Annotated in this window: 16 protein-coding genes; 10 read left to right on the top strand and 6 right to left on the bottom strand. The window is 70.5% G+C overall.

From position 1 onward, the window contains the following. Window positions 1–84 precede the first annotated feature (84 nt). The 3 genes from GC203_RS19560 to GC203_RS19570 are packed head-to-tail and all read left to right on the top strand — an operon-like array spanning window position 85 to window position 3838. The gene (locus GC203_RS19560; protein WP_293458136.1) at window positions 85–465 is read left to right on the top strand and encodes a hypothetical protein; all 381 of its coding nucleotides are present in this window, start codon (window positions 85–87) and stop codon (window positions 463–465) included. Window positions 466–520: 55 nt separating this feature from the next. After that, on the top strand, window positions 521–2296 hold the full coding sequence (locus GC203_RS19565; protein WP_293458138.1) for a feruloyl-CoA synthase: 1776 nt from the start codon (window positions 521–523) through the stop codon (window positions 2294–2296). After that, a complete protein-coding gene (locus GC203_RS19570; RefSeq protein ID WP_293458140.1) occupies window positions 2297–3838 on the top strand; it encodes an acetolactate synthase large subunit in 1542 nt (513 codons plus the stop codon). Window positions 3839–3851: 13 nt separating this feature from the next. Here GC203_RS19570 and GC203_RS19575 read toward each other — a convergent pair whose 3' ends face one another. The 4 genes from GC203_RS19575 to GC203_RS19590 all read right to left on the bottom strand — a co-directional run bounded on the left by GC203_RS19575 (window position 3852) and on the right by GC203_RS19590 (window position 7204). Continuing rightward, on the bottom strand, window positions 3852–4145 hold the full coding sequence (locus GC203_RS19575) for a DUF1330 domain-containing protein (RefSeq protein WP_293458142.1): 294 nt from the start codon (window positions 4143–4145) through the stop codon (window positions 3852–3854). A gap of 141 nt (window positions 4146–4286) precedes the next feature. Beyond that, window positions 4287–5594, bottom strand: coding sequence for a hypothetical protein (locus tag GC203_RS19580; protein WP_293458144.1), 1308 nt, complete (start codon window positions 5592–5594; stop codon window positions 4287–4289). 179 nt (window positions 5595–5773) lie between these two features. Beyond that, entirely contained in the window at window positions 5774–6232 is a 459-nt protein-coding gene (locus tag GC203_RS19585) for an NfeD family protein (RefSeq protein WP_293458146.1), read from the bottom strand. 3 nt (window positions 6233–6235) lie between these two features. Then, a complete protein-coding gene (locus tag GC203_RS19590; protein ID WP_293458148.1) occupies window positions 6236–7204 on the bottom strand; it encodes an SPFH domain-containing protein in 969 nt (322 codons plus the stop codon). Between the two features lie 114 nt (window positions 7205–7318). On the opposite strand from GC203_RS19590, the gene GC203_RS19595 reads away from it, so the two are divergent. Further along, window positions 7319–7852 carry a hypothetical protein gene (locus GC203_RS19595; RefSeq protein ID WP_293458150.1) on the top strand — a complete coding sequence of 178 codons (534 nt, stop codon included), beginning with the start codon at window positions 7319–7321 and terminating at the stop codon, window positions 7850–7852. 53 nt (window positions 7853–7905) lie between these two features. Beyond that, window positions 7906–8340 carry an ester cyclase gene (locus GC203_RS19600; protein WP_293458152.1) on the top strand — a complete coding sequence of 145 codons (435 nt, stop codon included), beginning with the start codon at window positions 7906–7908 and terminating at the stop codon, window positions 8338–8340. Between the two features lie 45 nt (window positions 8341–8385). Here the strand turns inward: GC203_RS19600 and GC203_RS19605 are convergent, their stop codons facing one another. Further along, a complete protein-coding gene (locus GC203_RS19605; RefSeq protein WP_293458268.1) occupies window positions 8386–9369 on the bottom strand; it encodes a nitronate monooxygenase family protein in 984 nt (327 codons plus the stop codon). Between the two features lie 106 nt (window positions 9370–9475). Between GC203_RS19605 and GC203_RS19610 the strand changes: the two genes are divergently transcribed. The 5 genes from GC203_RS19610 to GC203_RS19630 all read left to right on the top strand — a co-directional run bounded on the left by GC203_RS19610 (window position 9476) and on the right by GC203_RS19630 (window position 12145). Then, complete coding sequence (locus GC203_RS19610) at window positions 9476–9934, top strand: GNAT family N-acetyltransferase (RefSeq protein ID WP_293458154.1); 459 nt, start codon at window positions 9476–9478, stop codon at window positions 9932–9934. 86 nt (window positions 9935–10020) lie between these two features. Continuing rightward, the gene (locus GC203_RS19615; RefSeq protein WP_293458156.1) at window positions 10021–10503 is read left to right on the top strand and encodes an ArsI/CadI family heavy metal resistance metalloenzyme; all 483 of its coding nucleotides are present in this window, start codon (window positions 10021–10023) and stop codon (window positions 10501–10503) included. A gap of 49 nt (window positions 10504–10552) precedes the next feature. Then, window positions 10553–10906: a metalloregulator ArsR/SmtB family transcription factor gene (locus tag GC203_RS19620; protein ID WP_293458158.1), complete on the top strand. Its 354-nt coding sequence runs from the start codon at window positions 10553–10555 to the stop codon at window positions 10904–10906. Between the two features lie 10 nt (window positions 10907–10916). Beyond that, entirely contained in the window at window positions 10917–11426 is a 510-nt protein-coding gene (locus GC203_RS19625; protein ID WP_293458160.1) for an arsenate reductase ArsC, read from the top strand. Continuing rightward, window positions 11423–12145, top strand: coding sequence for an MIP/aquaporin family protein (locus GC203_RS19630; protein ID WP_293458162.1), 723 nt, complete (start codon window positions 11423–11425; stop codon window positions 12143–12145). Before GC203_RS19625 ends, GC203_RS19630 begins: the two co-directional genes overlap by 4 nt. Here the strand turns inward: GC203_RS19630 and GC203_RS19635 are convergent. Beyond that, window positions 12121–12552 (bottom strand): NUDIX domain-containing protein, encoded by a 432-nt coding sequence (locus tag GC203_RS19635; RefSeq protein ID WP_293458164.1) that lies wholly within the window; start codon window positions 12550–12552, stop codon window positions 12121–12123. The genes GC203_RS19630 and GC203_RS19635 overlap by 25 nt on opposite strands. Window positions 12553–12623 lie beyond the last annotated feature (71 nt).

A 12623-nucleotide genomic window follows, 5' to 3' on the forward strand; every position in this document is an offset into this window, starting at 1 on the left:
AGGCATCTCCTAACCATCAGCCGGTAGGCTGCGGGATCGCCGGGGCAGACCGCTGGGAACGACCCTGCCCCGACAAGGTGAGAGATGCTGTTCCTGTTGAACGCCGTTGTGCTCAAGCTCCCTGAAACGGTGCATCTGCCGCGCGAACTCGCGCACCTGAAGCGCGCCTCCCCGAAGGCGGTCCTCGAAGCCGGCGAGGTGCTGTACGCCAAGCATCCGCGGCTCGAGTACGACCGGCGCGACATCGCCGAGTGGTACTGCGCGCTCCTGGTGTCGAAGGCGCCGGAAGCCAACGGGGCGCTGTTCGTCAAGGGATCGTCTGGCTACGTCGGCCAGGTCGCCGTCATCCCATTCCCGCTGCTTGCCAGCCTGCGGACCGATCAGGAGCGGGGCCGCTCGATCGAAGGCGAGGTCTATCGCACCGTCTGGGCCGCCGCGAGCATGGTGACCTACGCCCCGGGTTAAGGTTCCGCCGCCTTCGGGCTTCCCTTTCCGGCCCGGCCCCCGTAACCCTCCCGGCATGGACGCCGAGCTTCGCGCCGATACATCCCCGATCCGGGACCCGCGCTATGCGCCGCGCCGCCTCGAGGTGGTGGAGCGGCCTGGCGGCGAATTGATCCTCACCAACACGACCCCCTATTCCGACCGTTTCCTCACCGTGACGGCGCCGCTTGCGCACTGGGCGGGCGCGATCCCCGACCGCGTCTGGCTGGCGCAACGGTCCGGCGACGGCTGGCGTACGCTCACCTACCGCGAGGCGTGGCAGCGGATCCGAGCCCTGGCCGCGGGCCTGCGAGACCTGGGCGTGGTCGGCGAGCGGCCGCTGCTCATCCTCGCCCGCAACGGGATCGACCACGCGCTGATCGCCTACGCCGCCATGAGCCAGGGCCTGCCGGTCGCGCCGGTGTCGCCGCAGTACGGCCTGGCCGGGGCCAATCTCGCGCGCCTGACCCACGCCTGCGAGGTGCTGAACCCCGCCGCCGTCTTCACCGACGACGCGGCGGCCTTCGCCGCGGGCCTGGGCGCCGACTGCCTGGCCGGCCTGCCGGTGATCGCCGCGACGAACCCGCGGCCCGGCGACGCGCCCCTGGAGTCGCTGTACCGGGCCGGATCGGCCGATCCGATCGCGACCCCCGACCAGCACGCCAAGTACCTGCTGACCTCCGGCTCTACCGGCCTGCCCAAGGCGGTGATCTGCACCCACCGCAACATGAGCCTCAACGCCGCCCAGATCGCCGCCTGCTTCGACGATCCCGAGCCGCTGGTGATGGTCCACTCCGCCCCGTGGAGCCACAGCCTGGGCGCCAATTCGATCCTCAACTACGGCGCCTGGCGCGGGGGCACGCTCTACATCGACGAGGGCCAGCCCACGGGCGCCCGCTTCGGCGAGACGATCCGCAACCTTCGCGACGTCGCGCCCACCTACCAGAACATGGTGCCGGCGGCCTGGATGCTGTTCGCCGACGCCCTGGAGACCGACGACGAACTGGCCCGCAACTTCTTCTCCCGCGTGCGGCTGTTGCAGTACGGCGGCGCCGCGCTGGGCCAGGCCACCGCCGACCGCATCCAGGCCGTGGCCGTGCGCACCGTGGGCGAGCGCATCAGCTTCGGCTCAGGCTACGGCGCCACCGAGACCGGCCCCACCGCGTGCAACGTCCACTGGCCCAACCTGCGGATGGGCATGATCGGCCTGCCGATCCCCGGCACCTCGGTGCGGCTGGTCCCCGAAGCCGGCAAGCTCGACTTCCGGGTCAAGGGCCCGCAGGTCACCGAGGGCTATCTCGGCCAGCCGGAACGCTCGGCGGCCTCGTTCGACGAGGAAGGCTTCTATCGGCTGGGCGACGCCGCCCGCTTCGTCGAGCCGGGCGAACCGCTGGCGGGGATGATCTTCGACGGCCGCCTGTCGGAGAACTTCAAGCTGGCGTCCGGCACCTTCGTCGGCGTCGGCGAACTACGCATCGGCGCGATTGGGGCCATCGGCGACGCCGTCACCGACGCCGTGGTCTGCGGCGAGGGCCAGGAGGCCCTGGGCCTGTTGCTCTACCCCAGCCCGAAACACGATCGCGCCGCCATCGAGGCGGCCGTGCGCGCTGGGCTCGCCGCCTTCAACGCCCGCGCCAAGGGCTCCGGCGGCCGCATCGCCCGCGCGCTGGTGCTGCCCGACGGGCCCGACGCCGCCGCCGGCGAGATCACCGACAAGGGCTACATCGCCCAGAGCCTCGCGCGGACCCGCCGCGCCGCCGCCATCGAGCGGCTGTTCGCCGACCCTCCTCCTCCAGACGTGATGGTGTTCTGAATGAACGGCGCCGACGCCCTGATCTCGACCCTGGTGGCCAACGAGGTCACCGCCTGCTTCGCCAACCCCGGCACCAGCGAGATGCAATTCGTCGCCGCCCTCGATGGCGTGCCCGCCATGCGGCCCGTGCTCTGCCAATTCGAGGGCGTGGCCACCGGCGCGGCCGACGGCTACGGCCGCATCGCCGAGAAGCCCGCCTGCACCCTGCTGCACCTGGGCCCCGGCTATGGCAACGGCGTGGCCAACCTGCACAACGCCCGGCGCGCCTTCACGCCGATCGTCAACGTCATCGGCGACCACGCCACCTATCACCGCCAGTACGACGCGCCGCTGAACTCCGATATCGCCACCCTAGTGAAGCCCAACTCCATCTGGGCCAAGTCGGCCGACAGCCCCGACGCCGTCGCCGGACTCGCCGCCGAGGCGGTGGCGGCCAGCTACGGCCCGCCGGGCGGCCCGGTCAGCCTGATCCTGCCCGCCGACTCCGCCTGGCTGCCGGCCAAGGGCGAACCCGTCATCGCGCAGAAGCCGGTCCGCCCGGCCCCGGCCGGCTCGGCGATCGAGGCCGCCGCCAAGGCCATCAAGGCGGCCAAGAACCCGGTCGTGCTGATCGGCGGCCAGGCTTGCCTCGCGCCCGCGCTGAAGGCGCCCGCCCGCCTGCAGGCCGCCGGCGTCACCGTCTACGCCGACACCTTCGTGGCCCGCCAGCAGCGTGGCGCCGGCGCGTTCGCGCCCAAGCGGATGCAGTACTTCGGCGAAGCGGCCCTGGCCGAACTGGCGGGCGTCGACCTGATGGTCTTCGCCGGCACGGCCATGCCCGTGGCGTTCTTCGCCTACCCCGACCGGCCCAGCGTGCTGGTCCCCGAGGGCTGCAGCACGCTCACCCTGTCGGAGCGCTCCGAGGATTCGGCCCTCGGGCTCGACGCCCTCGCCGACGCGCTGGGCGCGCCCAAGGAAGGCCCCGTCCAGCCCCAGACGCTGCCCGACGCCGCGCCCAGCGGCCAGTTGAACGCCTATCACGTGGGGGCTTCGATCGCGCGCCACATGCCCGAAGGCGCCATCGTCTGCGACGACGCGGTCACCTCCGGCGCCGGGGTCGCCGCCGCGGCCGCCACGGCCCGGCCGCACGAGGTGCTGGCGCTGACCGGCGGGGCCATCGGCATCGGCCTGCCGCTGGCCATCGGCGCCGCCGTCGCGGCCCCCGATCGCAAGGTGCTGAGCCTGAACGGCGACGGGGCGGCGATGTACACGGTGCAGGCCCTGTGGACGATGGCGCGGGAGAACCTCGACGTCACCGTCGTGGTCTTCGCCAACTACACCTACCGCATCCTCAACATCGAGATGATGCGCACCGGCGCGGGCGAGGCCGGCCCCTCGGCCCGCAAGCTGCTCGACCTCGGCGACCCCAACATCGACTGGGTCCCGCTGGCCAAGGGCCTGGGCCTTCCGGCCGTCAGCTGCTCCACCGGCGAAGACTTCGAGAAGGCCTTCGCCGGGGCGATGGCCCAGAAGGGCCCGATGTTCATCGAAGCGCGGATCTGACCCGCCGGGGCCGTCAGCCCCCCAGCCCCTCCGCCAGGATCACGCGGTAGTCGGCGCCCTTCAGCCGGTGTTGCTTGGCCTCCTGGTAGGCGGGGCTGTCGTACCAGGCCTTCGCCGCGGCCATGTCGGGGAACTCGATCAGGACCACGCCCTCGGCCGGATCCCCCTCCAGGGTCTCCAGCGGACCGTAGTAGGCCAAGGGCTTGATCGGGTGATCGCCGCGCGCCGCTGCGGCCTTCTGGCTGTAGGTCTTCAGCTCGTCGGCGTTGAGCGTCTTGTTCTTGATGAAGATGGCGTAGGCGGGCATCGCGAGACTCTCCTGGGTTCGGCGCGGCAAGCTGGAAAGCCTACCGTAGCGTCCGGCAAGGCCCGTCGCCCGGGACCCGCCAGAGAAAAGGCCCGCGGATCGCTCCGCGGGCCTCGTCATCTCAGCCTTGGATGGCCGGGATCAGGTGTTGCCGGGCAGCTTGCAGTTGCCGGCGAGCGCGCAGCCCACGACCTCGATCGCGGAGATCTTGGGCTGGCTCTGGAACTCGATCACATAGCCCTTCAGGCCATCCGAGCAGGCGACTTCCATGTAGGTCGTGCCCTTGTCGGTCTTGCCGACCACCCGGCTGTTCGAGACTTCGCAGGTGGTGTCGGGCTTGTACTTCTTCAGGTCGGCCGTGAGGTTCGCATAGCCGTTGTCGTCGCTCATCGAGCACTTGTAGCCGGCGATCGGCGCATGGCCGCAGTCGAGGGCCGTCGTGTCCGCGCCCTTCGACATCAGGATCGCGCCCTTGCCGTTCTTGCAGACCAGCTCGGCCACTTCTTCGCCCGGCTTGGCGGGGAAGAGGGCGTACTTGTCCACGTCGCACTTCTGGCCGGCTTCGTTGGCGAGGCGCGTGTAGAGCGCAGCCTGCTCGGTCTGGGCCTGGCGGGCGTCGGTCAGGGTGCAGCCGCCCAGGATCTGGCTGGCCTTGGCGCAGTCGTAGGTCTCGGCGAGCTGTCCGGTCGCGCTGACCTTGTAGATGTAGCCCTTCCCGTCCTGGCAGGAGGCTTCGTAGAAGCTGGAGTTGTCGCGGGCCATGCCGACCCAGCGCCGGTCCTTGACCACGCAGCCGTTGTTCGCCGCCTGGACGTAGGTGTCGATCACCGCGAGCCGCGAGGCCTTGTCGGCCAGGATGCACTTAATGTTGCTCTCGGAGTCGTCGTACATGAGGCAGTTCTGCGCCTGGATCGGCTTGGCGTTGTCGAACGGCGCGCTGGCGACGACGATGTAGCCAAACCCGCGCTCGCAGGCGACTTCGATATAGGTGCTGGTCTTGGTCTGACCGACGCCGCGAGCGGCCGTCGGCGCGCAGTCGACGCCAGCCTGCTTCAGCATCGGCTGGAGCACCATCTTGGGATCGGAGTTGCCCGGCAGCATGCAGGGCGCCGACGGCGGCTTGCCCGGCTCGGGCGGGGTGTTCGCTTCGATGCAGCTGAACGAGGTGGGGGTTCCCTCGGCGGGCACCTCCAGCACATAGCCCATGGCCCCGGCCGCGCAGGCGACTTCGAAGTAGGACTTCTTGGCTTTCTTGTCCTCGCCGATCAGGCGGGCGTCGGAAAGCTGGCAGGGCAGGCCGGCGGCCTGCACGATCGCGGGCGCCTTCTCCATCCCGGCCTTGCGGGCCTGGGCGGACACCTCCTCCTTGCCTTTCGACATCGCCGCGGCGGGGACCATGAGGGCCGCCAACAGCGCCATCACCAGCCCGAGGGCTCTGGGCGTTTTCACCTTTGTCGTCTCCTGGGTCGTGGTCTTGGGTCGTGATTTTGGGCGCAGATAAGCGCTGTCACCGTCACGGGGTCAAGCTACCCGTCGAACTCGGCCAAAGTGTGACGGATTTCCAGTCACTTAGCTTGACCTTTGAGAACCGCGTTCCGCCTATTGGGGGTATCTCGCGGCACGAAGATTCAGGCGCGGCGCACCTTCAGCCGCGCGCCTTCCACGCCGGTGACCTGGATTTCGGCGCCGGCTTCCAGCGCCTCGCCATCGTCCAGCTCGGCGGCCCACTCCTTGCCGTCGATGAACACGCGGCCGGCGCCGCGCACGAACGCCTGCGCGGCCGAACCATGATGCCCCACCAGGCGGGCGATGTTGTCGTTGATGTCGCCGGCATGGGCCGGAACGTTGCTCGGCAGGTAGCGGCGCGCCAGCAGCGTCGAGGCGATGGTCAGGACCGCATAGACCAGCAGCGCCACCGCGAGCGGGGGGCCGAACAGCGCGGCGACCACGCCGGTGACCGCCGCGGAGGCGGCGGCCCAGAGCAGCCAGCCCGACCCCGTGACCACCTCCACCGCCAGCAGGCCCGCCGCCAGAGCGGCCCACACCCAGAACGGCTGGGCGCCGTAGAAGTCGCCGATCCAGGCCATCGCCTAGGCTCCCGTTTGCGGAACCGCGCCGCGCCCGCGCCCGGACGGCCGGGACGGCGGCGGTCCATCGGCCGAGATCGCCTTCACCAGTTCGCCGATGCCGCCCACCGTCCCCACCAGGGCGCCCATCTCGGCCGGCACGATCACGGTCTTCTGCTGCGGGCTCTCGGCCAGCTTGCCGAAGGCCTCCACGTACTTCTGGGCCACGAAGTAGTTGATCGCGTTGACGTCGCCCTTGGCGATGGCGTCCGAGACCATCTCGGTGGCCTTGGCCTCGGCGGCCGCCGAGCGCTCGCGCGCCTCGGCGTCGCGGAACGCCGCCTCGCGCCGACCCTCGGCCTCGAGGATGGCCGACTGCTTGCTGCCTTCGGCGCGGGCGATGGCGGCCTGCTTCTCGCCGTCGGCTTCGGTGATCACCGCGCGCCGCTCGCGCTCGGCCTTCATCTGCCGGGCCATGGCGTTGGTGATGTCGGGCGGCGGCAGCAGGTCCTTGATCTCGATCCGCGCCACCTTGACGCCCCACGGGCTGGTGGCCTCGTCGATCACGCTGAGCAGGCGCGAGTTGATGTGGTCGCGCTGGCTGAGCACCTCGTCCAGCTCCATCGAGCCCACCACCGTGCGCAGGTTGGTCATGGTGAGCTGCCCGATCGCATAGTGCAGGTTGTCGACCCGATATGCCGCCGCGGCCGCGTCCATCACCTGGATGAAGACGATGGCGTCCACCTGGACGGTGACGTTGTCCTTGGTGATCACCTCCTGGCGGTCCACGTCCAGCACCTGCTCCATCATGTTCACCCGGCGGCCGACGCCCTCGACGAACGGCGTCAGGAAGCTGATCCCCGGCTTCAGCGTGCGAGTGTAGCGGCCGAACCGCTCGACGGTGTACTCGCGCCCCTGCGGAACGATCTTGATCGCGCCCAGCGCGACCACGACCGCCAGCACCAGGAACACGATGGCGACGTAAAAGCCCACGGCTCACTCCCTCCCGCCACAATTGTCGAACGAGAGTATCCGGGCCCGGATGGCTTAGCCATCGAAACCGGCGCCGTGCTCGCGCCCCACTCGCCCGTCTGATAGCCATCCCTCATGAGCCGCCATCGCCTCGCCCTCCTGCCGTTCGCCCTGCTCGCCATCGCCGCAGCCCCGGCGCCGAAGGCTCCGCCCAAGGCCGAACCCAAGCCCGCCCAGACGCCCGTCGAGGTCTTCGACGCGCGCGACCCCAGGGGCCTGATGAGCATCCTCGACACAGCCGGCGCCAAGGCCCAGACCAGCCAGCGCGACGACGACGCGGTGCTGGTGTCGGTCACCTCCGCCGTCGCCGCATTCTCCATGCAGTTCGTCGGCTGCGCCGGGGGCCGCGCGTGCAAGGCGGTGCTGTTCGACAGCGCGCTGGAGGGGGCGCCCACCACCGCCCAGATCAACGGCTTCAACCAGGCCTCGGCGATGTGCCGGGTCGTGCAGGCGCGCGCCGGCGGCGCCCACGTCCTCTATTCGACGCTGCTGTTCGGGACGACCACGCGCGCCGACGCGGTCACGCACCTCGCCGCCTGGCAGGGATGCCTCGCCGACGCCCGCGACTTCGCCAAGGATCCGGTTCGCTTCCTGGCCGAAGCGGCCTAATTTTACCCGGATATAATTGACAGCCTCACGGACGGGGCGTAGGGCGGCGCGCCATGCCCGAAAGCCACCGCCAGCGCCTGCTCGCCGCCTTCATGGAAGAGGTGTGGAACCGGGGCGACGTTTCGGCCGTCCGTGGCTACCTCGCGCCGCGCTACACGATCCGCCACGACCCCGGCGATCCATGGGACGGCCAGACCCTCGATGTCGACGGCTATTGCGAGCGGCTGACCGCCTCGCGCGCGCCGTTCCCGGATCAGACGTTCGACATCCGCCACATGTCCGAGGCCGGGGACGGGGTGGTCATCACCTGGCTCTGGCGCGCGACCCACGCCGGCGACCTGCCCGGCTTCCCGGCGAGCGGTCGCGAGATCCGCATGTCGGGCGCGACGGTCTACGGATTCGACGCCGACGACCGGCTGACCGGCCACTGGCAGGTGACCGACCGCCTGGGCGTCTTCCAGCAGCTTTCGGCCGCGCGGACATCGTAGAGCCCTCTCGTCCGGATCAGGTCACGCCGCCCGATCCGGGAAGCTCTAGGCCGGGACCGCCGCGCCGTTCTTGATCGCCGCCACGCGGTCGATGGCGGATTCCGCCTCGGCCATGATCCGCGCCACGATCTCGCCGGCCGGCAGCACATCCTTCACGCCGCCCGCCGACTGGCCCATGGCGAAGCACGAACGGTCGGCGTCGAGCCCTTCGATCTGGCCGCCGATGCCGCCCATCACCCCGGCCCGGCTCGACAGCATGGCCTGCTGCGGGAAGGGCTGGATGTCGGCGGGCCGCTGCTCCCAGTCGGCGACATAGGGGTTCTTCTTCACCCGCATCGGCTTGCCGGAGTAGCAGCGGGTGCGGACCGTATCCTCGTCGGTCGCCTCGACGATCGTCTCCCGGTACATCTCGCCCGCGTGCGCCTCGGCCGAGGCGATGAAGCGCGTGCCTATCCAGACGCCCACGGCGCCCAGGCTCAAGGCCGCCGCGAGGCCGCGGCCGTCGTAGAGACCACCGGCCGCCACCACCGGGATCTTCACCTGCTCCACCGCCTGGGCCACCAGCGGCAGGGTGCCCACCAGCCCGGTATGGCCGCCGCCCTCGCCGCCCTGGCAGATCACCGCGTCGCAGCCGGCCTGTTCGGCCTTCACCGCGTGCTTCACGGCCCCGCAGACCACCATGACCTTCAGCCCGGCCTTCTTCAGCTTCTCCAGGATCGGCATCGGCACGCCCAGGCCGGCGACGAAGCTCGACGCTCCCTCGCCGATGATCACGTCCACCGAGGCGGTCAGGCTCTCAGGGCTGGCGGCCAGCAGGTCGACGCCGAACGGCTTGTCGGTGAGCTTGCGCACCGCCTTCATCTGCTCGGCGATGAAGTCGGGCCCGCGCCCGGCCATGCCCAGCACGCCATAGCCGCCCGCGTTGGAGACGGCGGCCGCGAGTTCGGCGTACGAGACCCCGCCCATGCCGGCCAGCATGATGGGGTGCTTCACGCCCAGCAGATCGCAGAGCTTGGTGTGCAGGGCCATGGCGTCCTCCCGATTTTCGGCGAGCATGGCGCCGTGGGTTATCGTTGGAAACCGTGACGCGAGGTCAGGCTCTTGCCGGCCGGCGCGCTTGCCGCACAGTCGCCGCATGAGCGATGCGACGACCCTGAGAACCGCCGGCCCCGCCGACGCGGCCGCCATCCACGAACTTGTGCAGTCGGCCTACGCCAAATGGCTGCCGATCGCGGCCCGGCCGCCGCTGCCGATGACGGTGGACTACGACGTGGCGGTGAAGGCCCACCGCTTCGACCTGCTCTTCGTCGGCGATCGCCTCGCCGCCCTGATCGAGACGACGCCACAGGGCGGCGACCTGCTGATCGTCAACGTCGCCGTCCGTCCCGACCAGCAGGGCCGCGGCCACGGCGTGCGCCTGCTGCGGCTGGCCGAGGATCTCGCCGCCGAAGCCGGCCTTGCGGGCCTGCGGCTCTACACGAACAAGCTCTTCACCGAGAACATCCGCCTCTACGCCTCGCTCGGCTACGCGATCGAGAGCGAGGACGCGGCCAACGGAGGCGTCCGGGTCAACATGCGCAAGCCTCGCGCCTGAGCCGGCGCACGAAAATCTCTTCGCCGCCCCTTGACGATTCGATATTTCGGGAAATATAGAATTCATATCGAACCACGGAGCTCAAGATGAAGCGCCTTCACCTCCACGTCAGCGTCCCGGATCTCGCCCAGTCGATCCGCTTCTACGAAACCCTGTTCGGCGCGGCGCCCAGCGTCGTGAAGGACGACTACGCCAAGTGGATGCTGGACGATCCGAAGGTGAACTTCGCCATCTCCACCCACCGCGCCCCCGGCCTCGACCACGTGGGCATCCAGGTCGACACCGCCGAGGAGCTCGGCGAGCTGGCGGGCCGGCTGAAGGCGGCCGGCGCCGAGACCTTCGACGAGGCCGCCACCACCTGCTGCTACGCCAAGTCGGACAAGAGTTGGGTCGGCGACCCGGCCGGCCTGCGGTGGGAGACGTTCTACACCTTCGGCGAAGCCACCACCTACGGCGACAGCCCCGCGCTGGCCGAGCTGGAGGCGGCGACCCGGCCGGCGTCGGCCTGCTGCGGCGCGCCCGCCGCGGCGCCCGAGCCCCAGCCCACCGCCACGAGCTGCTGCGGCTGACATGAAACCATCGCTTGGCGGCGTTCGAGACTTCTGGCATTCCCGAACTATGGAACCGGAGAACGCCGTCAGCGCCCTGGGCGCGCTCGCCCACCCCGGCCGGCTGGAGGTGTTCCGCCTGCTGGTCCAGGCCGGGACCGAGGGGATGGCCGCGGGGGATATCGCCCGGGCCACCGGCTCGCTCGCCAACACCCTGTCGACCAACCTCGGCATCCTGGCCGCCGCCGGCCTGGTGGCTTCGCGCCGCGAGGGCCGGTCGATCATCTACACCGCCGGCTACGACCGGATGCGCGAACTGCTGGCCTTCCTCATGGAGGACTGCTGCGCCGGCAAGCCCGAGATCTGCGCGCCGCTGGCCGACGTCGCCAGCCGGGCCTGCGCGGCCGAAGGCCGGACCTGCTGAGGACCCCACCGTGCGCGACCGCCCCTACAACGTGCTCTTCCTCTGCACGGGCAACTCCGCCCGCTCGATCATGGCCGAGGCGCTGCTCAACCGGCTCGGCGGCGGCCGTTTCCAGGCCTATTCCGCCGGCTCCTTCCCGACCGGGCGCGTGAACCCCCACGCCCATCCGATCCTGAGGAGCCTCGGCTTCGACCCCGACGACTTCCGCTCGAAGTCCTGGGACGAATTCGCCCGTCCCGACGCGCCGCAGCTCGATTTCATCTTCACCGTCTGCGACTCCGCCGCCGGCGAGGTCTGCCCGATCTGGCCGGGCCAACCGATCACCGCGCACTGGGGCATCCCCGATCCGGCCGCCGCGACCGGAACCGATGCGCAGATCGCGCTTGCGTTCTCCGAGGCCGCCCGGCTGCTGCGCAACCGCATCAGCCTTCTTGTCGAGCTGCCGGTCGAGAAGCTCGACCGTCTCACCTTGCAGGCGCGGCTCAGGGAGATCGGGCAGAACGCGGACCATCCGGCGTGAGCCAGGAGCCCGGCGCCAGCCTTGAGCCGCCGCTCGAGCCGTTCGGCGCCGCCCATCGCATCACCGCCGAGGCCCTGGGAACCGCCCTGCTGCTGGCCGTCGTCGTCGGCTCCGGGATCATGGGCGAGCGCCTGGCCGGGGGGAACGACGCCGTCGCCCTGCTGGGCAATACGCTATCGACCGGCGCCGGGCTGGTGGTGCTGATCACCGTCTTCGGCCCGATCTCGGGCGCCCACTTCAACCCCGCCGTCAGCCTCGCCTTCGCGCTCCGGCGCGAGCTGCCGTGGCGCACGGCGGCGCTCTATGTCGTGGCCCAGTGCGTCGGGGCGGTGCTGGGCGTGTTCGCGGCCCACGCCATGTTCGCCGAGCCGATCCTGCAGGTCTCGACCAAGCTGCGCGGCGGGCCGGCCCAGGTGTTCGCCGAGGCGATCGCCACCTTCGGCCTGGTGCTGACCATCCTGGGGACCCTGCGGTTCCGGCCCGACTTCACGCCCGCGGCCGTGGGCCTCTACATCACCAGCGCCTACTGGTTCACCGCCTCGACGTCCTTCGCCAATCCGGCGGTGACCCTGGCGCGCAGCCTTTCCGACACCTTCGCCGGCATCGCGCCCTCCAGCGCGCCCGGCTTCTGGTTGGGCCAGCTCGCCGGAACCCTCCTGGCCGTCGCCTTCGCCGCCTGGCTCCTGCGGCCGCCCTACCCCCAGCCGAACTCGCAATAGCCGCGCCCGGCGAACAGGTGGTCCAGCGCCGCGCGGATATAGGGGATAGTGCTGTCCGGCCATGCCCCGACCGGAAACCACGCCAGGTCGTCGCACTTGTCCGGCTCGCGATTGACCGGCTCGCCGCGCCAGGCCGCCGCGCGGAAGAAGAAGCCCGCCCGCTCCTCCTCGGAGCGGCGGTGCATCACATGGACCAGCGAGAGCGCGTCCGGGTCGATGGCCAGGCCGGCCTCCTCCATCGCCTCGCGCGCCATGGCCTCGCGGAACGTCTCGCCGCCGTCGACGTGTCCGGCGACCAGGCTGTACTTGCCGTCCTCGTAGCCGGTGTTGAACCGCCGGCTCATCAGCACCCGGCCCTCGCGCTCGAGCACCAGATAGACCTCGGGGATCAGCTTGAAGCGCGCCATCGCCGCCTCCGAACGGGAACAATCACCGAACATCGCGATTCCGACCCGGCGGCAAGCCCGGGAGTTTCGCG

Origin of the sequence: Phenylobacterium sp. (assembly GCF_016124325.1) — a bacterium.
Lineage (GTDB): Bacteria > Pseudomonadota > Alphaproteobacteria > Caulobacterales > Caulobacteraceae > Phenylobacterium.